Origin of the sequence: Enterococcus sp. AZ156 (genome assembly GCF_051714165.1) — a bacterium.
Classification (GTDB): Bacteria; Bacillota; Bacilli; order Lactobacillales; family Enterococcaceae; genus Enterococcus_B; species Enterococcus_B pernyi.
In genome coordinates this window covers 1,631,502-1,654,093 of sequence record NZ_JBIORI010000001.1, presented here as the reverse complement: position 1 = coordinate 1,654,093, position 22,592 = coordinate 1,631,502, and the positions used below count along the sequence as shown (strand labels likewise).

At 38.5% G+C, this 22,592-nt stretch carries 21 protein-coding genes; all 21 read left to right on the top strand.

Annotated elements, in window-relative coordinates; genetic code table 11:
* Positions 1-277 precede the first annotated feature (277 nt).
* The 21 genes from IGJ95_RS07905 to pepT all read left to right on the top strand — a co-directional run bounded on the left by IGJ95_RS07905 (position 278) and on the right by pepT (position 22,574).
* A complete protein-coding gene (locus IGJ95_RS07905) occupies positions 278-664 on the top strand; it encodes a hypothetical protein (RefSeq protein WP_010735299.1) in 387 nt (128 codons plus the stop codon).
* A gap of 439 nt (positions 665-1,103) precedes the next feature.
* The gene (locus IGJ95_RS07900; RefSeq protein ID WP_062805154.1) at positions 1,104-1,475 is read left to right on the top strand and encodes a VOC family protein; all 372 of its coding nucleotides are present in this window, start codon (positions 1,104-1,106) and stop codon (positions 1,473-1,475) included.
* Positions 1,476-1,669: 194 nt separating this feature from the next.
* Positions 1,670-2,608: an oxygen-dependent tRNA uridine(34) hydroxylase TrhO gene (gene trhO, locus IGJ95_RS07895; RefSeq protein WP_023519774.1), complete on the top strand. Its 939-nt coding sequence runs from the start codon at positions 1,670-1,672 to the stop codon at positions 2,606-2,608.
* A gap of 191 nt (positions 2,609-2,799) precedes the next feature.
* The gene (locus tag IGJ95_RS07890; RefSeq protein ID WP_010735302.1) at positions 2,800-3,537 is read left to right on the top strand and encodes a metallophosphoesterase; all 738 of its coding nucleotides are present in this window, start codon (positions 2,800-2,802) and stop codon (positions 3,535-3,537) included.
* A gap of 299 nt (positions 3,538-3,836) precedes the next feature.
* The gene (locus IGJ95_RS07885) at positions 3,837-6,017 is read left to right on the top strand and encodes a Tex family protein (RefSeq protein WP_438761683.1); all 2,181 of its coding nucleotides are present in this window, start codon (positions 3,837-3,839) and stop codon (positions 6,015-6,017) included.
* Positions 6,014-6,481: a SprT family protein gene (locus IGJ95_RS07880; protein WP_438761681.1), complete on the top strand. Its 468-nt coding sequence runs from the start codon at positions 6,014-6,016 to the stop codon at positions 6,479-6,481. Before IGJ95_RS07885 ends, IGJ95_RS07880 begins: the two co-directional genes overlap by 4 nt.
* Before the next feature lie 21 nt (positions 6,482-6,502).
* Complete coding sequence (locus IGJ95_RS07875; protein WP_153829787.1) at positions 6,503-7,261, top strand: YdcF family protein; 759 nt, start codon at positions 6,503-6,505, stop codon at positions 7,259-7,261.
* A 137-nt stretch (positions 7,262-7,398) separates the two neighbouring features.
* Positions 7,399-8,733: a UDP-N-acetylmuramate--L-alanine ligase gene (gene murC, locus IGJ95_RS07870; RefSeq protein WP_010735306.1), complete on the top strand. Its 1,335-nt coding sequence runs from the start codon at positions 7,399-7,401 to the stop codon at positions 8,731-8,733.
* Between the two features lie 338 nt (positions 8,734-9,071).
* Entirely contained in the window at positions 9,072-9,545 is a 474-nt protein-coding gene (locus IGJ95_RS07865; protein ID WP_010735307.1) for a MaoC/PaaZ C-terminal domain-containing protein, read from the top strand.
* 1 nt (position 9,546) lies between these two features.
* Positions 9,547-10,227 (top strand): Bax inhibitor-1/YccA family protein, encoded by a 681-nt coding sequence (locus tag IGJ95_RS07860; RefSeq protein WP_019722650.1) that lies wholly within the window; start codon positions 9,547-9,549, stop codon positions 10,225-10,227.
* 300 nt (positions 10,228-10,527) lie between these two features.
* Complete coding sequence (gene polA / locus IGJ95_RS07855) at positions 10,528-13,173, top strand: DNA polymerase I (RefSeq protein ID WP_153829788.1); 2,646 nt, start codon at positions 10,528-10,530, stop codon at positions 13,171-13,173.
* A 401-nt stretch (positions 13,174-13,574) separates the two neighbouring features.
* The gene (mutM, locus tag IGJ95_RS07850) at positions 13,575-14,411 is read left to right on the top strand and encodes a DNA-formamidopyrimidine glycosylase (protein WP_010735310.1); all 837 of its coding nucleotides are present in this window, start codon (positions 13,575-13,577) and stop codon (positions 14,409-14,411) included.
* Positions 14,384-15,004 carry a dephospho-CoA kinase gene (gene coaE / locus IGJ95_RS07845; RefSeq protein ID WP_041684210.1) on the top strand — a complete coding sequence of 207 codons (621 nt, stop codon included), beginning with the start codon at positions 14,384-14,386 and terminating at the stop codon, positions 15,002-15,004. Before mutM ends, coaE begins: the two co-directional genes overlap by 28 nt.
* Before the next feature lie 57 nt (positions 15,005-15,061).
* A complete protein-coding gene (locus IGJ95_RS07840; protein WP_019722654.1) occupies positions 15,062-15,394 on the top strand; it encodes a hypothetical protein in 333 nt (110 codons plus the stop codon).
* 459 nt (positions 15,395-15,853) lie between these two features.
* On the top strand, positions 15,854-16,339 hold the full coding sequence (gene nrdR, locus IGJ95_RS07835; protein WP_010735313.1) for a transcriptional regulator NrdR: 486 nt from the start codon (positions 15,854-15,856) through the stop codon (positions 16,337-16,339).
* Positions 16,340-16,361: 22 nt separating this feature from the next.
* Entirely contained in the window at positions 16,362-17,744 is a 1,383-nt protein-coding gene (locus IGJ95_RS07830) for a replication initiation and membrane attachment family protein (protein ID WP_153829789.1), read from the top strand.
* Complete coding sequence (gene dnaI / locus IGJ95_RS07825) at positions 17,744-18,670, top strand: primosomal protein DnaI (RefSeq protein ID WP_062805163.1); 927 nt, start codon at positions 17,744-17,746, stop codon at positions 18,668-18,670. The genes IGJ95_RS07830 and dnaI overlap by 1 nt, the downstream gene beginning before the upstream one ends.
* A 183-nt stretch (positions 18,671-18,853) precedes the next feature.
* Entirely contained in the window at positions 18,854-19,285 is a 432-nt protein-coding gene (locus IGJ95_RS07820) for a hypothetical protein (RefSeq protein WP_010735316.1), read from the top strand.
* Positions 19,286-19,507: 222 nt separating this feature from the next.
* Positions 19,508-20,200: a tRNA (adenine(22)-N(1))-methyltransferase gene (locus IGJ95_RS07815; RefSeq protein ID WP_153829790.1), complete on the top strand. Its 693-nt coding sequence runs from the start codon at positions 19,508-19,510 to the stop codon at positions 20,198-20,200.
* 1 nt (position 20,201) lies between these two features.
* A complete protein-coding gene (locus IGJ95_RS07810) occupies positions 20,202-21,326 on the top strand; it encodes a Nif3-like dinuclear metal center hexameric protein (RefSeq protein ID WP_438761678.1) in 1,125 nt (374 codons plus the stop codon).
* 15 nt (positions 21,327-21,341) lie between these two features.
* Complete coding sequence (gene pepT, locus IGJ95_RS07805) at positions 21,342-22,574, top strand: peptidase T (protein ID WP_010735319.1); 1,233 nt, start codon at positions 21,342-21,344, stop codon at positions 22,572-22,574.
* The last annotated feature ends 18 nt before the right edge of the window (positions 22,575-22,592 follow it).

Below are 22,592 nucleotides of genomic sequence, written 5' to 3'. Positions count from 1 at the left end.
ACAACACGTGAATGAATCTTAACAATGATTTTTAGGCTATACATACATTTTCAACTCCTGCTCCATAGTCTATGAGGAGAAATCATAAAATGAAAAAAACATTTTAGATAGAAAAACTAGTTTAATAGGGTAAAAAATGATAAAACTAAATCTAAAATTTGAGAATGAAAGAATTAACGGACAAGTAACGTATGAAGAAAAGGATTGAAACTTAGATTTTAATCCCAGATCAAATACAGATATTTTATTACTTGTCAGTTAATTGGAGGAAAATATAGTGAAGGAAAAACAAATAGAAAACGTCTTACAATTGTATGGAAAACAACAAATATTTAAAATTGAAGACTTCTTAATTTCAGAAATTGATAAAAATAACATACAAGATACAATAGATTTCGTAGTTTCTGATGATACTAGTAAAAATAGTAATTTTAAAGATGAGTTGTATGAAGGAGACGAATACGAGGGAATATTTTTAGAAGGTAATCAATATTTATTAGCTAGTTCTGAAGGAGAAGTAACGATAATAGATATGATAAGTGAGGATCATGGTGTTAGTGTAAAAGACACCCGTGTAAAATTTACGGAAGAAAGTTTTATTATTCTAATAACAAATAAAGAAGAAACTCTTGACTGGATAAAAAAATATAGGGCGGATAAATAAAAATAGAAGAACTTTGAAATCAATGTTTTAATTAATGAAATTGTATCTTTTAAAACCACAGGAAATAATACAAGATGATTAATATAAAAAAAGTAAACTGAATAGATGAAGACTCAGGAGAAGCTGATATTTTACTTTCAGATGGCTTATATTCCATTGAATGTTTTTGTAGTGATTGTGATGTATCAGAAGGTGATATGTTCACAGATATAATTTATGGATTTAACATCAAACACATTGTTAAAAGTTTAAATGAAGAATATATAGTAGATAAAAAAACTGATGACTATGATATAGCATAGACTTGACTAGTAAAAGATGAGTTTACTTATAAAATGAATGACATAAATCACTTTTCTCATTCGTACCTCTCCAACATAGATTTTCAGTACCAGCTATGCTAAACTAGCTAGGACGAAAAAAGTGGAGGAATGAATAGATGTTTACAAATGAAATGAAAATCATGTTATACGTAGATGATGTTGAAAAAAATGCAGATTTCTGGCAGCAGATCGGTTTTGTTGTGTTGGATCGTCAAGAAATGGATGGTACATTGATTATTGAGATTGCCCAATCAAAAGATGCGGGTACTGCGTTTGTTTTATATGATCGTGAATTTATCGAACAGCATTCACCAGGTACAGCTAGTGGGGCACCTTCTTTGATGTTTTATAGTGAGGATATTTTTGGTTTATACAAAAAGATGCAACAATTAGAAGTGACATTAGGTGATTTAGTCCATTTAGGTGAAGAATATGTATTCAATTTTGCAGATCCCGATGGCAATTACTTTGCTGTGACAGGAAAATAACTTACTTAGTAAGAATGAAGCAAGAACTCCGACTGAAATTTTAGTCGGTTTTTTTGTGTCTTTGAATACATAAAATTACGATATTTATATTATGTAAACTATACTTGCGCAAAAATACACAAGCAGAAATATCGTCATTTCATTTATACTTCTTTATACTGTTATGGAATGAATTGATGGAAGGAAGTAACTAAATGGATTACCAAGTACTACTATATTATAAATATACAACAATCACAGAACCTGAACTTTTTGCGAAAGAGCATCTTGCTTTTTGCCAATCACTAAATTTAAAAGGACGTATCCTTGTCGCAGAAGAGGGGATCAATGGGACAGTTTCTGGAACGATCGCAGAAACTGAGGCATACATGGAAGCGATGTTGGCAGATGAACGTTTTGCTGACACATTTTTCAAAATTGATCCTAGCGAGGGTCATGCCTTCAAAAAAATGTTTGTTCGTGCGCGTCCTGAACTAGTTTCACTAAAACTAGAAGATGACATTGATCCAAAAGAAATGACGGGCGCTTATTTGTCGCCTAAAGAGTTTAAAGAAGCGATTCTTGATGAAGATACGGTTGTGATCGATGCACGAAATGACTATGAATATGATCTCGGGCATTTTAGAGGAGCGGTTCGTCCTGATATCCGTAGCTTTAGAGAACTACCACAATGGATTCGTGACCATAAAGAAGAGTTTATGGAAAAACGGGTCGTGACTTATTGTACGGGCGGGATTCGCTGTGAGAAATTTTCTGGGTGGTTAGTGAGAGAAGGATTCAAAGATGTCGGTCAATTGCATGGGGGGATTGCGACCTATGGTAAAGATCCAGAAGTCCAAGGAGAACTATGGGATGGCAAAATGTACGTTTTTGACGAGCGTATCGCTGTCGATATCAATCGCGTAGATAAGCAGATCGTTGGGAAAGACTGGTTTGATGGTACTCCTTGCGAACGCTACATCAACTGTGGAAATCCAGAGTGTAATCGTCAAATGTTAGCCTCAGTGGAAAATGAAGAAAAACATTTAGGCTCATGTTCAGTAGCCTGTGCTAAACATCCGCATAATCGCTATGTCAAAGAAAGAAATCTATCTGCGGAAGAAATCGACGCTCATTTAGCAGCATTTGTATAATTTTTCTAAAAATCAAAGCTGACGTAGTTAGTGTTTATAAAATAAAATGAGAGTCATGAAATTTGTTCTTCAAATTTTCGTGGCTCTCATTTTCATCTGAAATCAGGAGATTTTTCTCTTAACTATTCGGAAATTGTTGCTACCTATGAGGATAAAATTGCGATATAATCAAATGAAAAGGTGGTGGTGTCATGAATAAACCATTTGTCTATGCAATCGGTGATGTCCATGGAAGTTATAATCTTTTTCAAAAGCTATTAACACATTATGATCCACATATTCATCAATTAGTCTTGATTGGTGATTTGAATGATCGTGGACCAAAAACAAAAGATTGCTTATTACTAGGAATGAAGTTAGTGAAAGAAACTGGTGCGGTCTACTTACGAGGCAATCATGAAGAGTACTTCTTACAGTTTCTCCAAGAACCAGAAGACTGGTATCCGTCTTACTTAAGAAACGGTGGAAGAGAAACAATGGAAAGTCTTTTGCATCCAGGTGCAGCAGAAGAATATTCACCAACTGAGATTGCCATGATGATTCGTTCAAGATATCGTGAATTGGTCGATTTTTTATGTAATTTGCCTTTATATTATGAATGGGAAAACTATCTTTTTGTCCATGCGGGTGTTGATCTAACTAAAAAAGATTGGCGTGATACTAGCCCTGGAGATTTTTTATGGATCAGAGAGCCTTTTCATGAGCATAAGAATCGGACTGATAAGACGATCGTATTTGGTCATACGATCACGCCATTACTCCATGGAGATATGCAGACAACTGATTTGTGGATACAAGATCAGAAAATCGGGATCGACGGTGGGGCTGTCTTTGGCGGATCGATGCATGGTGTCGTTTTTGAACCAACTGGAATCATCCAAGATATCGAGTATCAAAACAATCAAGGACCATGGCAACCACGTGATTGATCAGAAAAAGTTTTTGATAAAAGTGTATAGTTCTGATAAATAAGCCGAGAAACCCGAAATTTGTTCTTCAAATTTTTGGGCTTTTTAGCTTAGTCCTGAAGGTCAGATTTTGGAAAACCGATTATACATTTTCAAATTAAAAACAAAAATGAATTTTATTTTTGTTCTAGACACTGTTTAGTTACATTTAGAAATACCAGAATCTATGCTAAAATAAATCAGTATGATTTTTTGATTCTTGCTTTTTAATGAATAAACCGTAGTAGGAATCGATTTCGACTTAGAAAAGAGGCTATTTAATGACAGATAAAGTAAATCCAACGATTCTAGATCTTGTAAAGAAAGAATTGGCAGATTATCAAGCAAAACAGTTGACGACTGTTTTAAATCTATTAGCAGAAGGAAATACGGTGCCTTTTATTGCTCGTTACCGTAAAGAAATGACCGGAAGCTTGGACGAAGTACAAATCCGTGAAATTGAAGAGCGCTATGCTTATTTAGCAAATTTGGAAAAACGTAAAACCGAAGTCTTGCGTTTGATTGATGAACAAGGAAAATTGACTCCAGAATTACAACAAAGTATTACACAATCTGTAAAGATGCAACAAGTAGAGGATTTGTATCGTCCATACAAACAAAAACGAAGAACGAAAGCGACGATTGCGAAAGAAAAAGGGTTAGAACCTTTAGCAACTTGGTTATTGACCTTTTCATCTGAAGATGTTTTGACCGAAGCAACTAAATACGTCACTGAAGAAGTTCCGTCTCCTGAAGAAGCCTTACAAGGTGCCCATGAGATCATTGCAGAGCAGGTAAGTGACAATGCAAAATTCAGAACATGGGTCCGCTCATATACGTACAATAAGGGGCTATACGAAAGTACCGTCAAGAACAAAGAAAATGATGAAAAAGGCGTATATGAAATGTATTACGAGTTTTCTGAACCAATTCATAAAATTGTTTCTCATCGCATCTTAGCAACCAATCGTGGAGAAAAAGAAGAAGTGTTGAAAGTCAATCTTACGGTTGATGAAGCTGCGATTTTAACTTATTTGGAGAAACAATTGATTCCTGATACAGCTTCGTCTTCTGCTAATTCTGTTCGTTTAGCGATTCACGATAGTTACAAACGATTCATCCAACCTGCGATTGAGCGGGAGGTCCGTAATGAATTGACCGAAAAAGCGGACGAGCAAGCCATCGCTATATTTGGTGAAAATCTGCGTAACTTGTTATTACAACCACCTTTAAAAGGGAAAGTTGTCTTAGGCTTTGACCCAGCTTATCGTACCGGCTGTAAATTAGCAGTGGTGGATGCGACTGGTAAGGTTTTAGCGATCGAAGTGATTTACCCGCATAAACCGGCAAATCAAGCAAAAAGAGCCGAAGCAGGTCCTGCATTTGTGAAATTGATTGATCAGTACCACGTGGATATGGTTGCAATCGGTAATGGGACGGCGAGCCGTGAATCGGAGTTATTTGTGGCAGAACAGTTGAAGTTAGCCAAACATCAAGCGTTTTATGCCATCGTCAATGAAGCCGGAGCTTCTGTCTATTCCGCAAGTGATATTGCCCGTAAAGAATTTCCTGATTTACAAGTCGAAGAACGGAGTGCAGTTTCGATTGCTCGAAGATTACAAGACCCGTTGGCTGAACTAGTGAAAATCGATCCGAAGGCTGTTGGCGTGGGACAATATCAACATGATGTTTCACAAAAAAGATTAGCAGAACAGTTGGATTTTGTTGTTGAAACGGCAGTGAACCAAGTAGGGGTCGATGTCAATACAGCGAGTCCTCAGTTGTTGCAACATATTTCTGGTCTAAATAAGACGATTGCTCAAAACATCGTAACGTATCGTGAAGAAAATGGTGCATTTGCTTCTCGAACGCAATTGAAGAAGGTCCCACGTTTAGGGCCAAAAGCATATGAACAAGCAATCGGTTTCCTACGTGTGCCTGGTGGCAAACATGTACTGGACAACACCGCGATCCATCCAGAGAGTTATGCAGTAGCAAAAGAGATCTTACAGGCAAACCAATTATCTGAAAAGGATTTAGGAACGAAAGAAGCAATTGAAAAATTAAGTCAGATTTCTCCACAACGCTTGGCACAACAAGTGCAAGTAGGTGAAGAAACATTAAAAGATATTCTTGAGGGGTTGACCCAACCAGGACGAGATATGCGAGATGAAATGCCTGCGCCACTTTTACGTTCAGATGTATTGAGTATGGAAGATTTAAAACCCGGCATGGAATTAAAAGGAACAGTTCGCAATGTCATCGATTTTGGCGCATTCGTCGATATTGGTGTGAAACAAGATGGTTTAGTCCACATTTCTAAAGTAAGCAATAAATTCGTCAAACATCCAACTGACGTGGTTTCTGTTGGTGATGTCGTCACTGTTTGGATCGAACAAGTGGATACGAACAAAGGGCGTATCAGTCTGACGATGCTTTCGCCTTACGAGGATCAAGCGTGACACAAGAAGAATTGCAACAGTTAGTCGAAGAGATTTCTTGGACAAGCTTCCAGCGTCCGTTCATGCACCAAGCAATGTTCAACAAACGTTTGAAAACAACAGGTGGTAGGTATCATTTAAATGATCACCATTTGGATTTTAATTCGACGATGTTTGCAGTAGCCGATCAAGCAACGATCATCGGGATCATCAAACATGAGCTGTGTCATTATCATCTTCACTTGACTGGAAAAGGGTATCGCCATCGTGACTCAGATTTCAAACAGTTATTGGTAAAGACGGGTGGCTTACGTTATGCACCTGCTATTCCTTCAAATAGAAGGCAAAAAATCGAAGGATATCAATGCCAAAAGTGTGCTGAATGGATTTATCGTAAAAGGAAAATCAATACAGATCGCTATTTGTGTGGGCGTTGTAGAGGACGATTGGTATGGCAAAAAACCACGTACTTGGATGTTGAATAATTGTATGAGGAGAGAAACAGAATGACAGGTGAACCATCAAGAATTGCAGACTGGAATTGCTTATTGGATTTTTTAGCAGACCCTGACCCACAGGAGTGTTCGGAACTAAAAGCACCAACACTGATTTTAGCTGGGAATTGTCTGCCCGTCCTAGTAGATGAAGCAGCAAAGGCTTACTTGAACCAGCAGGTTGCGCAAATCATTTTAGTTGGTGGGATCGGACATGCGACGAAGTATCTCTATAAAAATTTTGAAAAACAAGGATTCTTATTTGAACAAGGTTTAAGTGAAAGTGAGATTTGTGCCCGCTATTTGCTTGAAAAATATAGGTTACCTGAACAGGCACTATTGTTAGAAACGAAGTCAACCAATTGTGGCGAGAATGCTTCATTTTCTTACAATTTATTAAAAGCACAGGGCCCATTACCTGAACGTGTTCTTTTAATGAATGATCCCACCTTGCAACGACGAACAAAGGCGACTTTTGAGAAGAAATGGGGCAATGAGTCTATTCATTTTTATAATTATGTACCGATACTTCCACAAGTGACAGAAAGTACCAAGGGATTCAACTTCTCTGATCAAAGACTAAATGACTTGTGGCCTTCTGATTATTTCCAAGCCTTAGTATTTGGAGAAATAGTTCGTTTGAAAGATGATGCCCAAGGTTACGGACCTAATGGAACGGGATTTATCGGTCATGTCGACATCCCAGATGAGGTGTGGTCTGCTTATTTACGTCTCTTAGCGATGAATGAAAAAGTTTCGCTAAAAAGGTAATCAGGGCACTAATATTTAAGGAACTAAAAATCATCCGAATAAATTTGGTTGAAATTTTTTATTGTTTATAAGATAATGGGTTTCGTGTTGAATGTATGAATAAAATAATGGATGATAGTTAAGAGAAGAGGATTCAAATGAAAAATCAAGAAAATTTGTACCACTTTGTTGGTATTAAAGGCTCAGGAATGAGCTCTTTGGCACTTGTATTACATGAAAAAGGATTAAACGTCCAAGGATCAGATATCGAAAAATATTTCTTTACTCAAAGAGATTTAGAAAAAGCCAATATCTCTATCTTGCCGTTTGATGCAGAAAACGTCAAACCAGGAATGATCGTGATCGCCGGCAATGCTTTTCCAGATTCACACGAAGAGATCCAACGTGCAAAAGAGCTTGGATTAGAAGTGATCCGTTACCATGATTTTATTGCAGATTTTATCCAAAATTATACGAGTATCGCTGTCACTGGTTCCCATGGGAAAACAAGTACGACAGGTCTATTATCACATGTATTGACAGGGATTCGTCCGACAAGTTACTTGATTGGTGACGGCACTGGTCATGGTGATCCAGAGGCAGAATTCTTTGCTTTTGAAGCATGTGAATATCGTCGCCACTTTTTAGCTTACTCTCCTGATTATGTGATCATGACGAATATCGATTTTGATCATCCTGATTATTATACAAGTATCGATGATGTTTTCTCCGCTTTCCAAACGATGGCAAAACAAGTCAAAAAAGCGATCTTTGCTTACGGAGATGACGACTATCTAAGAAAGTTAGAAGCGGATGTGCCGATCTATTATTACGGTATGAATGAAGATGACGATATCCAAGCACGTAATATTGAACGTACGACAACTGGTTCAGCTTTTGATGTGTTCCATGGCGAAGAGTTTGTTGGACACTTTACAGTTCCAGCATTTGGAAAACATAATATTTTGAATGCACTTGGTGTTATCGCAGTTGCCTACTTCGAGAAGTTAGACGTGAAAGAAGTTGCTGACGAAATGTTGACATTCCCTGGAGTGAAACGTCGTTTTAGCGAGAAAATCGTGGCTGATATGACAGTCGTTGATGACTATGCTCACCATCCAGCAGAAATCAAAGCAACTATTGATGGCGCACGTCAGAAATATCCAGACAAAGAAATCATTGCAGTCTTCCAACCACATACATTTACTCGTACGATTGCCTTGATGGATGAATTTGCCGAAGCCTTAGATTTAGCTGACCGTGTGTATCTATGTGATATTTTTGGTTCTGCCCGTGAAGAACAAGGGGACGTTAAAATCGAAGACCTAGGGGCAAAAATCAAAAAAGGTGGTCAAGTAATCAAAGAAGATAACGTTTCGCCGTTATTAGACTACCACGAAGCAGTGATTATTTTCATGGGTGCTGGTGATGTTCAAAAATTTGAACAAGCCTATGAAAAATTATTGAGCAGTACAACGAAAAACGTTCTGTAATCATCTAAGTGAATAAAAGAAGTTAGCGTCAAAAGGGATTGTCAGGTGGCAGCCCCTTTTGGCGTTTATTTGTGGGTGATAGGTAGAGTTCTTTTTCAGTAATGTTTCGCCTGCTTATAGTGACCGTACGTATTCAATCGAATTAAGAAATCCTAAAGTATCCAGACAAAATACGAACGGTTTTTATTCAACTATGCTATAGTCTTCAATAAATAATGTACGATCATCGAAGTGATTGCTTACATAAGTGAAAGACCAAAGCATGTTCTGTAACTTGCGTTTTTTGTATGATTTGGTACAATTGGTACGAATGAATAAATAAACTGGAGGGTTTAAACTTGAACATAAGTAAACCGCGTAAATTAGGAAAAACAATCAATGAAATCGAGGAAGGCGACTCGTTATCTTTAACAGAATCAATTGAAGATAGTCAGTTATTATTATATTTAGGATTAACAAACGATGCCAATCCTTTATATATCCAACATGATTTTGCACAGAAAACGGAATATCATCAACCCATTGTTCCAACTGTGATGTTAATGGGAATCATAACAAGTGCAGTGTCAAAACACTTGCCTGGTCCAGGTTCTCATGTGGTGAATTTTTCAGCTAATTTTGTCGAGCCGGTTTTTCATTATGAAACATTGACTTTTCAGTTTGAAGTCATTCGAGTGGATAAGATGAAAAATGTTGTGACTATTTCAGTGGAGGCCACGAATACACAAGACAATCGTGTATTAGATGCAGTAGTCATGGTACAACCACCAGAATTAGAACAAGAATTAACTCTTGAAAGTGAAGGTGAATAAGATGAACAATCAAATCATATCAAATAGTATCAACCGCTTTTATGCGAAAGTCTACGGATTTTTAGGAATCGGTCTAGCGCTGAGTGCGATCACTTCCTATTTAGCGATCCAAGTTTTTCCTTATCAAGTAGCAAGCTTCATCAATAATTTTCCATTAGGTTTTATGGGATTATGGATTGTCCAAATCATTTTGGTTTTAGTTTTAGGAGCAAAAGCACAAAAAAATCCAAGCTTAGCAATCGGTGGATTTATCGCATATTCCTTATTGAATGGTATCGTTTTAGCTGTTACATTAGCTTTTTATGATATCGGAACGATCACAACTGCTTTTATTTCAGCAACTGGGATGTTCATTGGGATGTCAGCAATCGGGATGTTCACTAAAAAAGATCTATCAGGTGTGGGTCGTGCCGGAATGGCAGCGTTGATCGGTGTGATCATTGCGATGGTCTTGAATGTTTTTATTTTAAGAAGTAGTGCAGTTGAACTGTTCATCTCATTACTACTTGTCGTGATTTTTGCAGGTATCACTGCTTATGATAACCAAAAGATCGCAAATGTATATGTTCAATCAAATGGACAAGCAAATAGTGGGATTGCCGTATTCTTGGCACTTCAACTATATCTAGATTTCATCAACTTGTTCTTGGCATTCTTACGAATCTTTGGACGTAATAACTAAGCAATAAACGAAGAGCAAGATAAAAATATCTCTCATATGAAAAGAAAGAATCCACAGAATTTGATCGTCAAATTCTAGTGGGTTCTTTTTTGGGTCCTCGATACCAGTAATCACTATTTTTATCCTAAATTACTTTGTTCGCAATCTAGGATAAACGGTATTCAAAAAGTAAGACTGGTGTCTTACGCCTTAGTACGTACCGCTTTTCTAACAACCTTTTGCCTGTCCGTTTTTTCTTTTCGCATTCTTTGGCATTCTTTGTTAGAATGAGAAAGAACTTTATAGTAAGGAGTTAAGCGGATGACTAAAAATAAATTATTACTCGTTGACGGAAATAGTGTGGCCTTTCGTGCATTCTTTGCGTTGCACAATTCGTTGGAACGTTTTAAAAATCGTAATGGGTTGCATACCAACGCAATCTATGCGTTTCATAATATGTTTGAAAATGTCATGCAAAAAGAACAACCAACGCATGTTTTGGTTGCTTTTGATGCAGGGAAAACAACATTCCGAACAGAAATGTACGCAGAATACAAAGGTGGCCGTTCAAAGACACCGGGAGAATTCAAAGAACAAATGCCTTATATCCGTGAGCTTCTAACCGGTCTGGGTGTGAAGTATTACGAGTTACCGAACTATGAGGCAGACGATATCATCGGTACTTTGGCAGAAAAAGTGGATAAAGAAATATTCGATGTAGTTGTCTTGTCCGGTGACCGAGATTTAACACAATTGGCATCAAAAGAAATCAAAGTCGATATCACTGTGAAAGGTGTAAGTGATATTGAAAGTTATACGCCAGAACATGTGGCGGAAAAATATGATGGCCTTACACCGAAACAAATCATCGATATGAAGGGATTAGCAGGGGATGCTTCAGATAATATCCCTGGCGTAACAAAGATCGGTGAAAAAACAGCGATCAAATTATTGAATCAATATGGCTCTGTTGAAGGGATCTATGAACATATCGACGACATGAAACAAAGTAAGATGAAAGAAAATCTGATCAATGACAAAGAGCAAGCTTTCTTGTCCAAAAAATTAGCAACGATCGATACCGATGCGCCAGTAGAAGTGGATATTGACTCCCTTGCCTATCAAGGAAAAGACTTAGATAAATTGGTGCCTTTCTTCAAGGAAATGGATTTCAAACAATTTCTTGCTAAATTAGATGTGGTCGAAGAACAAGTAGAAATGAAAGATATTTTGTTTGAAGTGGTCCATGAATATGATGAGAGCATGTTCCAGACAAATATGGCTTTATATGTTGAGATGATGGGCGACAACTATCATACAGAAGACATCGTTGGTGTGGCATGGGGAACACCAGAGAAAATCTATGTGACAAATGACTTAGCGATTTTTGAAAATGAAGCCTTTCTTTCATGGGTCGGGGACAAGACTCGTCTGAAAAATGTATATGATGCTAAGCGTACGTATGTGGCATTGAACCGCTATGCAACGAAATTACAAGGGATCGACTTTGATGTCTTACTAGGTGCTTATTTATTGGATACGAACGAGAAAAGTGAGGACATCGAAGGGATAGCGTCACATTACGGGTATCATGATATCCAATCGGATGAAGCAATCTACGGAAAAGGCGCGAAGAAAGGTCTACCAGAAGATGAAGAAGTTTTCTTTGCCCACCTAGCACGAAAAGTTTCAGCAATCAATGGTTTGACGCCTAAACTAAGTCAAGAATTAGCAGAAAAAAATCAAGAAGATCTTTTCCGAAAAATGGAATTACCTTTGTCGATCATCTTGGCTGAAATGGAAATCAGTGGGATCAAAGTGGATGCGACTCGTCTTCAAGAAATGAAAATCGAATTTTCGGATCGATTGAGAGAGATCGAACGAAAAATCTATGAAGAGGCTGGAGAAGATTTCAATCTAAACTCACCTAAACAATTAGGTGTGATCCTTTTTGAAAAGATGGGTCTTCCAGTGATCAAAAAAACCAAAACAGGCTATTCGACTGCGGTTGATGTCTTAGAACAATTGCGTGAGCAAGCACCGATCGTTGACGATATTTTGATTTATCGCCAAATCGCTAAAATCCAATCGACCTATGTCGAAGGTTTACTGAAAGTGATCCAATCGGACGGGAAAGTCCATACTCGCTATGTTCAAACATTGACGCAGACAGGCCGTTTGAGTTCAGTTGATCCCAACTTACAAAATATTCCGATCCGTTTAGATGAAGGTCGCAAGATCCGTCAAGCATTCGTTCCTAGAAACGAAGATTGGTTGATCTATTCTTCTGACTATTCTCAGATCGAATTACGTGTATTGGCGCATATCTCAGATGACGAGCATTTAAAAGCTGCCTTTTTAGAAGGACAAGATATCCATTCAAGTACAGCAATGCGTGTGTTCGGCATTGAAAAAGCCGAAGACGTCACACCAAATATGCGTCGTCAAGCGAAAGCAGTCAATTTCGGAATCGTTTATGGAATTTCTGATTATGGGTTATCACAAAACTTAGGCATTACGCGTAAAGCGGCTCAACAATATATCGATACGTACTTTGAAAAATATCCAGGTGTCAAAGAATACATGGAGCGTATTGTTCGTGAAGCGAAAGATCAAGGTTTTGTAGAAACGTTATACCATCGTCGTCGCTATTTACCAGATATCAATTCAAGAAACTACAACATTCGTTCATTTGCCGAACGAACAGCAATCAATACGCCGATCCAAGGAAGTGCGGCGGATATCCTGAAAATCGCCATGATCGAATTGGACAAACGCTTGAAAGAATCGGACTTGCAAGCGACGATGTTACTTCAAGTGCACGATGAATTAGTCTTTGAAGTGCCAGAAAGTGAATTAGAGATGTTAGATAAATTAGTCAGCGAAGTAATGGAACAGGCGGTTGCTTTACATGTTCCACTGATCACAGACAGCAGCTGGGGCAAAACATGGTATGAAGCCAAATAATTCTTTACTTTTATACCGATAGACAAACATCGAGGGAAAATCTTGGATCGGGTTCGTTCGATGCAGGAGTAGATTGTGACAGAGCTGTCCAGCTCTGAGAATAAGGCGAGAAACCCGAAAATTGTTTTTCAAATTTTTGGGTTTCTTGGCTTATTTCTGAAGTAGTTGCTTCGGGGACACTGTTTATCAAGGTTGTGACAAAAGCGTTTTGATCTGAGCAGTAAGATAGCAAAATGAAAAATAGCTTTTCATATTTTTACAATTTTTAGCTTAATGTTGAAGGTCAGCTTATGGAACACCGTTTATTCTGTTTTAAGTTCAGGAACAAAATAGCTTTTATTTTTGTCACAGATAAGTTCGATTCAAAATCAAATAAGTGAAAATTGTAGGTGAGAAAAAGGATGCCCGAATTACCAGAAGTTGAAACTGTCCGTAGAGGATTAGAAAAATTAGTGAAAAACAAAAAAATAAAAAACGTCCAAGTGCTATGGCCGAAAATCATTGAACAACCGGAGGTACCGATTTTTGAAGCAACGTTAATTGGTGAAACGATCGAATCGATCGGTCGCAGAGGGAAATTTTTGATTTTTCACTTGAGTCATTATGAAATGATTTCCCATTTACGGATGGAGGGGAAATATCAATATTTTGAAAAAGAAGAACCGATCGACAAACACACACATGTGATTTTTTCTTTTGAAGATGGCAGCCAATTACGATACCACGATGTACGGAAATTCGGCCGCATGACGATCGTTGAAAAAGGAGCGAGCAATACCTATAAAGGAATCTTGAAATTAGGTCCAGAGCCTTTACCAGATTTATTCTTATTAAAAGACTTTACCGTAGGGCTACAAAAGTCACACAAAGCCATCAAACCTTTATTACTTGATCAAAAGTTGGTCACAGGACTAGGAAATATCTACGTAGATGAAGCATTATGGGAAGCGAAGATCCATCCAGAGCAACCAGCTGATTCTTTACGCCCAAAAGAAATCAAATTACTCCGTCAAGCAATCATCGATGTGTTGTCACGAGCAGTTGAAGCAGGGGGAACAACGATCCGAAGTTATCTCAATGCGTTAGGTGAGTCAGGGAGTTTCCAAGTGGCTTTACATGTCTATGGACAGACAGGAGAAGCATGTATTCGTTGTCAAACACCAATCGTGAAAACGAAAGTTGCGCAAAGGGGGACGCACTATTGTCCAACATGTCAGAAATTAAGAATACCCAAGTAGGATTTGTTTTAGGTTTGACAGGGGGAATTGCGACAGGCAAGAGTACTGCCGCTGCTATTTTCCAACAATATGGCTTTCCAGTGATCGATGCCGATATAGTGGCAAGAGAGGTCGTTGAACCGGATACGCCAGGACTTCAAGCGTTGGTTCAAGCATTCGGCAAAGAGATCCTCCAACAAGATGGTCAGTTAGATCGGGCAAAACTTGGACAATTGATTTTCGGCTCTGTCACTGCACGTGAGCAATTGAATCAAGTATTAGATCCATTTATCCGTGGGAGAATCACTGAAGAAATCACAGAGAAGAAAGCACAATATCCGTTGATCGTTGTCGATATTCCTTTATTGTTTGAAGGACAGTATGATACACAAATGGATGCCGTCGCAGTTGTCTATATCCCAGAATCTCAGCAAATCGAACGCTTGATGGTACGCAATCAATTATCGAAGCAAGAAGCAGAACAACGGGTGAAAAGCCAACTGTCAATCGAGGAAAAGAAACAACGTGCGGATATCGTATTCGATAATCGCCAAACCAAGGAAGATTTATCCGCTGAAATCAAAAAATGGTTGTTGCTTAATCGCTTTCTTTGAGTAAATCGTAACATTTTGCTATGCTATTTATATAAAGAAAGAGGGGGAGATGATACGATGGGTACATTCAAAAACCAAAAAGATAAAGTAGTAGGTTCTGCGAAAGAAAAAATTGGTGAGATTCTCCACAAAGAAGATTTACAGGAAAAGGGACAGATCCAAGCAGAAGAAGGTAAAATTCGTGAAGATGAATACCGGGCGAGAATTGCTGAGTTAGAAGACCAACATGTAGAAAAAGAATCCAAGCGACAGGACTTAACCACAGAACGCAAAGATCCGGAAACAAGTCCTGAAGTAAACCAAGACCCCCAATTCGATCATCGTTCAACAGAACAAAAAATCGAAGAAGAACGAATGAAACATTACACGGGAATCGAAGATAAACTATAGGGATTACCCAAGCATTGATTAAAATAGAAAATCAAAAAGAAACAGGCTGGTGCTGAACGCCAGTCTGTTTTCGTTCGTTGAGATAAAAACACAACAAATCTTTCAGTTCAAGCGATTTTTTACCTGGGACAGTCGCATTGCTTAATTGTTTCATGTTATACTAAAGTTAGTAATAAGAAAACGTTTATTACGATCCACTTGAATTAGTTCAATAAAAAATCAGTGGAAAAAAATCTAAAACAATAAGCAGTGAAGTTGTGAAAATCACTTTGAACTGAGCAATAAGATATAAATTGAAAAAATCCTTTTCATATTTTATAATTTTTAAGCTTAGTGTTGAAAACCAGCCTTTTTAACACCAATGATTCATAATTGGTGTTAAAAATCAACTGATAGAACAACTTCATATGGTACATTCAAATAAGCGATCAAACTACACCAAGAGAGGTGAAAATTACGATGAGATGTCCTAGATGTCAACATAATAACTCAAGAGTGATCGATAGTCGTCAAGCTGACGATGGTCGAGCGATAAGAAGACGCCGTGAGTGCGAAAAATGTTCCTTCCGTTTTACAACCTTTGAACGAATTGAAGCGGCACCTTTATTAGTCATCAAGAAAAATGGTGAACGAGAAGAATTCAATCGTGACAAGATTTTACGTGGATTGATCCGTTCTGCCGAAAAACGGCCAGTAGCGATGGAACAAATGGAACAGATCGTCAACCATGTTGAAAATCGTGTAAGAAGTCTTGGCGAAAATGAGGTTTCAACTAATCTGATCGGTGAATACGTCATGGAAGATTTAGTGAACTTAGATGAAATCGCCTATATTCGTTTTGCGAGTGTCTATCGTCAATTCAAAGATATGTCTGTCTTTTTGAAAGAATTACAAGACATTGTTGATAAAGCAAAAGATACGAGTAATAGTGAAAATGATGCGTAAATAATAAAGGAGGGAGCATTCCTTGGAAAATGCGTGGAAAGAATTACAACCGAAAAATATTTACCAAGGAAGAAAAAGCAGTCCTTTAAAAGAAGAAGGAAAGTCTGCCTTGTTATCCCTTTACCAACCATTGATCGGGGGAGAAGCGTTGAGTCTTTACTTGACGTTGTATTCGGAGATCTCGCTAGAAACTGGCGTAGGTCCTGAAGGATTACACGCCGATTTATTGAGTAGTCTAAGTTGTGGATTACCGCAATTTTATGAGGCACGAAAAAAATTAGAAGGAATCGGTCTTTTAGAAGTCTATTTCAAAAAAGATGAAAATTTGGGTAATTGTTTTCTTTATGAGTTGCTAGAACCGATGGACGTTCCTACGTTTTTCAATGACACGTTACTTTCTTTTTTACTTTTAGAAAAAGTTGGCGAACGTCGATTCAACCAATTGACGGAATTATTTAAGCCAAAAAATCTTTCGCATGAAGGCTATCAAAAAATCACTAAGAAGTTTTTGGAAGTCTATCGGTTCAATGAAACAGTCTATGCAGCAAACCAAGAACAAGTGGAATCGATCCAGCAAAAATTCACACCTTTTGAACCCAAATCATTGATCGCAGATTCAGACTCGTTTGACTGGACGTTTTTAACCGATTGGTTGAAGAAACAACACATCAATCAGTTGACAGAACCAGTTCTGCAACAAGCGAAAACATACCAACAACTCTATGGCTTCGATGAACTGACTTTAGGAGAGTTGATTCTACAGTCATTTGATTTTACGACAGAAGAAGTATCTTTAAAAGAACTCCAACGGATCGTCTTGTTACGGCAGCAACAGCAGAATACGTTGCGACAATCGAGTAACACTCTGGTTACCGATCAGTCTGCTGAAACAGGTGTCCCTGTCAATCAGGCGTTGCCTAGTGCTGCACAACAATTGATCCAAGTCGCACGCCAAACCCCACCGATGCGTTATCTCGAAGCGATAAAAAAAGAAAAAGGCGGGTATGTTTCCAAACAGGAAAATTGGTTGTTGCAAGATTTGGTCACTCAATCCGGTCTGTCTAGCAGTGTCATCAACATTTTGATCAACTATGTGTTAGTTATAAAAAACCATGCGAGCTTAAATGCGAGCTTCGTGAATACGATCGCTAATGAGTGGGCGCAAAAAAAAATCAGTACGCCAGAAGAAGCGATTGAACATCTCCATACATTGAGTACGAAAGCGAAACAACCGAAAGCGTCAAAACAAAACAACACGTCAAATTATCGCCGAAATGTAAGGCGAGAAAAATTGCCTGATTGGGTCAATCAACCAAAAGACGAAACGCAAATCAGTACAGAGAAAAAAGCCGAGATCGATCGTCGCTTCAAAGAGTATCTGGCTAAAAAGGAAGGTGAGAGCTAATGGAAGATGTGGGAAAAGAACTGAAGAAAATCATCAGTAAACGCAACTACCAAGAAAAGTATTCCGAGATGATTGCTGAAGTTTTGAATGATGCGGATGTTCAAGCCTTTCTGTCAGCCCATCAAGACCGATTGACGCAAGCGGATATCGAAAAAAGTTATGCCAAACTCTATGAGTATGTCCAAGAAAAAAGAAAATATCAAACGAACGATCCAACCATGATCGCTCCCGGATATGAACCAAAATTGACATTGAATTTCCACTATGTCGACGTCACCTACGTGCCGACAGAAGCACTCTTAGCTCGTCAAAAACAAGAAGAGATCAAGAGTCGTGTGAAAGCAATGGATATGCCCAAAGACATCCAATCTGCTTCCTTTGAAAATTTTGAACGAACAGATGGACGTGGCTATGCAAGCTTGGAAGCATTAGACTTCGTTGAACAATATTCAGCTGATCCTAAAAGCTTTCACAAAGGGTTGTACTTGGTCGGAAGTTTTGGTATCGGGAAAACCTATCTTTTAGGTGCAACAGCGAAAGAATTGGCAGTCAAAGGATTCACCACAACGTTGGTTCATTTTCCAACATTTGCAGTGGAAATGAAGCAAGCCATCGGTAAAGATCAAGTGGCTGAGAAGTTAGATGCGGTGAAGAAATCGCCGATCTTGATGATCGATGATATTGGAGCGGATGCGATGAGTAGTTGGATCCGTGACGAAGTATTTGGTGTCATCTTACAGTATCGGATGCAAGAACAATTGCCAACGTTCTTTTCTTCAAACTTCACGATGAACGAATTAGAACAGCATTTGACGGTGACACAACGAGGCGATGAGGAACCGTTGAAAGCCAAACGGATCATGGAACGAATCCGCTATTTGACAAAAGAAATCGAAATGACAGGCCGAAATCGCCGAAATGGCTAATGTCATTAAATGATTTTTACAGAAACAGGTTGGAGTATCTACTCAACTGTCACTGTTTTTCACCTTTTCAATAAAAATTCATAAAATGAACAAAGTTAAGATGAAACGAATCCATGGACTTGAAGAAATAACCGGATGGAATCATCAAAGCAGTAACGCAAGAAATTACACGGAGGATGTATGATGAAAGCTATTTTAACTGGTCTAGTTGCTGCCGGTCTCTTGTTTGCATTGGCAGGCTGCGGCAACGAAGAAGGAAGTACAGGTTCAATCGATTCGATCAATGCAGAATCGACAGTGGAAACAGATAGTTCTACCGAACAAAAGCAAAGTGTGTTTACAGGTACGATCGAAAGCTTCGGCGAAGCGGAAGGTGATGTATACCAAATCACCGTCAAAGATGTAGAAGAAATAGAAGATCCAGCAAATATCGGTACGTCCTTCAGCAATGATGGGGTGATCTTAAATGCTTCAGTGGATCAAATCACTGGTGGTGTCGATTCCTTGAAAGAAGGAGAAAAAATCGAATTTAAATTGGTAGAAATGGCGGTCATGACGATGTCGATCCCTCCACAAGTTCCTGGAAATTCGATCATTGAGATCACTGCCCAATAAAAAAAGAATCAATCGAAATCTTTTGATTACTTGCTAAAAAAAGACTGGGATATTTTCCCAGTTCTTTTTTCTATTGAACATAAACTAATGTTATGATAGGGATAAGAACAATAGTTATCATAAAAATGTAAATAAGTAGGATAACTTTAATAAGTAAGTGTTTGTCTAAAGTCATGACAAATTGGATGACATCCAAACATTCAGTAGTTAAGGAGTGGAAAAATGAATCACACAGAGTTATCGAAACGTCTTGAAACTGTTGGACGTTTTGTACCGGAAGCTGCTCGTTTAGCAGATATCGGTTCAGATCATGCGTACTTACCCGTCGCATTGATGCTAAAAGGGAAAATCGACTTTGCTATAGCTGGAGAAGTCGTTAAAGGACCTTTTGAATCGGCAAAACGACAGGTGATGAAAAATGGACTGTCTGAGCGAATCGAGGTACGCTTGGCCAATGGATTAGATGCCATCGAAAAGGACGATCAAATCAGCGCGATCACGATTGCTGGCATGGGAGGCTCTTTGATTCGCGACATCTTAGAATCTGGTCGACAAAACCAGCGCTTATCGGGAGAAGAACGTTTGATTCTACAGCCCAATATTGGCGAAAAAACTTTAAGAACGTGGCTGAAAGAAAATAACTATCAGATCATTGCAGAAGAAATCATCGAAGAAAACAAAAAAATCTATGAGATCATCGTAGCTGAAAAGAAAGAACAGCCCATCGACTATTCTGAAAAAGAGCTGATGTTTGGGCCATTCTTACTCGAAGAGAAAAACGCTGCTTTTTCGGCAAAATGGCAACGTGAGCTTAAACAACGTGAAGTGATCTTAGAGCAATTAAAAAATGCGAGTGAACAAAACAGATATGAGACAATCCAACAAGAGGTGGAATGGATCAAGGAGGTTTTATGACATGTCCATTAAAGCACAAGATTTCATCAAAAAATTTGAAAGCTATTGCCCGCAATGGTTAGCAGAAGAAGGCGATCCAGTTGGGTTGCACATCGGCACCTTGGACAAACCGATCCAACGTGTGATGATGACTTTAGATGTCCGACCAGAAGTGGTGGCAGAAGCCATTGAGAAAAAAATCGATCTTTTGATTGCAAAACATCCCCCGATTTTTAGACCAGTCAAACGCTTGATTACTGATTCTCCACAAGAAAAAATGTACGCTGATTTGTTGAAACATGATATTGCAGTCTATGCAGCCCACACAAACATGGATATCATTGAAGATGGGTTGAACGATTGGTTTTGTGAGCAATTAGGAATTGAGGTCACAGGTCATCTTGTTCGAACACATGAACGTGGCTACAAAAAATTGATCAGTTATCTTCCAGTGGAGGATGCTCCGCGTTTAAGAGCTGCCTTAGCAAAAGCGGGTGCCGGAGAACAAGGAGAGTATGATAGTACAAGTTTTATCTCGATTGGCCAAGGTCGATTCCGCCCAAAAGCTGGAGCGAATCCAACAATTGGTGAAGTCGGCCGTGGGGAACAAGTCCAAGAAGCCAAAGTCGAAGTGATCTTCCCAGAAAATATAGAAGAGAAAGTCTTACAAGCGATGTTTGCAGCACATCCTTACGAAGAACCAGCATTTGATTTGTTCTCGATCGATGCACCAGTTAAAACCTGGGGATTAGGTCGTATTGGGGAACTAGCAAAAGAACAGAGCTTGGATAATTTCGCAGCCCATGTAAAAGAAGTTTTTCAATTGGAAGGTTTACGTGTGGTTCGCCCAACGACAAGTCCACAAAAAATGATCAAACGAGTCGCTATTTGTGGTGGAAGTGGTGAGAAGTTTTATCCCGCAGCCTTGGCTCAAGGAGCGGATGTCTATATTACTGGCGATATTTATTTCCATACAGCGCAAGATATGCAAAGTGCGGGATTAGCTGCAATTGATCCTGGCCATTATATCGAATCATTGTGTAAGGAAAAATTTGTAGAGAAGTTTGAAAAGTGGAAAAACGAAGAGAATTGGACGGTTGACTTTTTTGTTTCAGAAACATCGACCAATCCATTTGAATTTAAATAAAAAGGAGAGTCATTTATGTACGAGAACTTATTACCGCGATTTTTAAGATATGTCAAAACGGAAACACAATCCGATCCAACAAGTCATACTACGCCATCTACCCAAACACAAGTAGAGTTTGCGCAAGTTTTGAAAAAAGAATTAGAAGATCTAGGCTTGTCTGATGTAACATATAATACAGAAAACGGTTTTGTGATAGCTACACTACCTAGTAATATCGATCATGACGTACGTTCGATTGGTTTTATTGCTCACATGGATACAGCTGATTTCAATGCAGTAGGTGTAAATCCTCAGATCATTGAAAATTATGATGGAGAATCAACGATCGTTCTAGATAAAGAAGGGCGCTTTACCTTGAATGTCAAAGATTTCCCTAATTTAAAAAATTATGATGGCCATACGTTGATCACAACTGATGGTACGACATTATTAGGCGCAGATGACAAAGCAGGTATTGCAGAAATCATGACAGCTATGGAGATTTTGTTGAAAAATCCTTCCATTCCTCATGGGGAGATCAAAGTCGCTTTTGGTCCAGATGAAGAAATCGGAGTTGGTGCGGACAAATTTGACGTAGAACAGTTCAACGTGGATTTTGCTTACACGATCGATGGTGGACCTTTAGGAGAGTTACAATACGAAACGTTTAGTGCAGCGCAAGCAAACATCACGATCCAAGGGAAAAATGTCCATCCCGGTACAGCGAAGAATACAATGATCAATGCTTTACAATTAGCGATCGACTTCCACAATGAATTGCCAGCTGATGAAGTTCCTGAAAAAACAGATGGTTATGAAGGATTCTTCCATTTGATGGCTTTGAATGGTAGTCCAGAAGAGGCGAAAATGAGCTATATCATCCGTGACCATAAACGTGAGTCATTTGAAGCAAGAAAAGCAATGATCACAAGCATTCAAGAAAAAATGAATCAACGCTTTGACCAAGAGCGTATTCAAGTAGAAATGTATGATCAATACTACAATATGCGTGAAATCATCGAAAAGGATATGAGTATCGTTGATCTAGCTGAAAAAGCAATGATCGAACTAGACATCAAGCCAGTGATCGAACCGGTACGTGGTGGGACAGATGGCTCAAAAATCTCTTATCTGGGGATACCAACACCAAATCTATTTGCAGGTGGCGAAAACATGCACGGACGTTTTGAATTTGTGTCTCTACAAGTCATGGAAAAAGCGACAGATGTCATTGTTAAAATCGCGGAGTTGAATACGCAGGTGTAATTGATCCGTTTCATTGAT

What these genes read in the sequence shown, in the direction of transcription:
- IGJ95_RS07860 (WP_019722650.1), top strand. Translation starts at nt 9,547, where the DNA reads ATGAACAATCAAATCATATCAAATAGTATCAACCGCTTTTATGCGAAA.
- IGJ95_RS07900 (WP_062805154.1), top strand. Translation starts at nt 1,104, where the DNA reads ATGTTTACAAATGAAATGAAAATCATGTTATACGTAGATGATGTTGAA.
- nrdR (WP_010735313.1), top strand. Translation starts at nt 15,854, where the DNA reads ATGAGATGTCCTAGATGTCAACATAATAACTCAAGAGTGATCGATAGT.
- dnaI (WP_062805163.1), top strand. Translation starts at nt 17,744, where the DNA reads ATGGAAGATGTGGGAAAAGAACTGAAGAAAATCATCAGTAAACGCAAC.
- murC (WP_010735306.1), top strand. Translation starts at nt 7,399, where the DNA reads ATGAAAAATCAAGAAAATTTGTACCACTTTGTTGGTATTAAAGGCTCA.
- IGJ95_RS07820 (WP_010735316.1), top strand. Translation starts at nt 18,854, where the DNA reads ATGAAAGCTATTTTAACTGGTCTAGTTGCTGCCGGTCTCTTGTTTGCA.
- IGJ95_RS07815 (WP_153829790.1), top strand. Translation starts at nt 19,508, where the DNA reads ATGAATCACACAGAGTTATCGAAACGTCTTGAAACTGTTGGACGTTTT.
- IGJ95_RS07890 (WP_010735302.1), top strand. Translation starts at nt 2,800, where the DNA reads ATGAATAAACCATTTGTCTATGCAATCGGTGATGTCCATGGAAGTTAT.
- trhO (WP_023519774.1), top strand. Translation starts at nt 1,670, where the DNA reads ATGGATTACCAAGTACTACTATATTATAAATATACAACAATCACAGAA.
- polA (WP_153829788.1), top strand. Translation starts at nt 10,528, where the DNA reads ATGACTAAAAATAAATTATTACTCGTTGACGGAAATAGTGTGGCCTTT.
- mutM (WP_010735310.1), top strand. Translation starts at nt 13,575, where the DNA reads ATGCCCGAATTACCAGAAGTTGAAACTGTCCGTAGAGGATTAGAAAAA.
- IGJ95_RS07885 (WP_438761683.1), top strand. Translation starts at nt 3,837, where the DNA reads ATGACAGATAAAGTAAATCCAACGATTCTAGATCTTGTAAAGAAAGAA.
- IGJ95_RS07810 (WP_438761678.1), top strand. Translation starts at nt 20,202, where the DNA reads ATGTCCATTAAAGCACAAGATTTCATCAAAAAATTTGAAAGCTATTGC.
- coaE (WP_041684210.1), top strand. Translation starts at nt 14,384, where the DNA reads ATGTCAGAAATTAAGAATACCCAAGTAGGATTTGTTTTAGGTTTGACA.
- pepT (WP_010735319.1), top strand. Translation starts at nt 21,342, where the DNA reads ATGTACGAGAACTTATTACCGCGATTTTTAAGATATGTCAAAACGGAA.
- IGJ95_RS07875 (WP_153829787.1), top strand. Translation starts at nt 6,503, where the DNA reads ATGACAGGTGAACCATCAAGAATTGCAGACTGGAATTGCTTATTGGAT.
- IGJ95_RS07840 (WP_019722654.1), top strand. Translation starts at nt 15,062, where the DNA reads ATGGGTACATTCAAAAACCAAAAAGATAAAGTAGTAGGTTCTGCGAAA.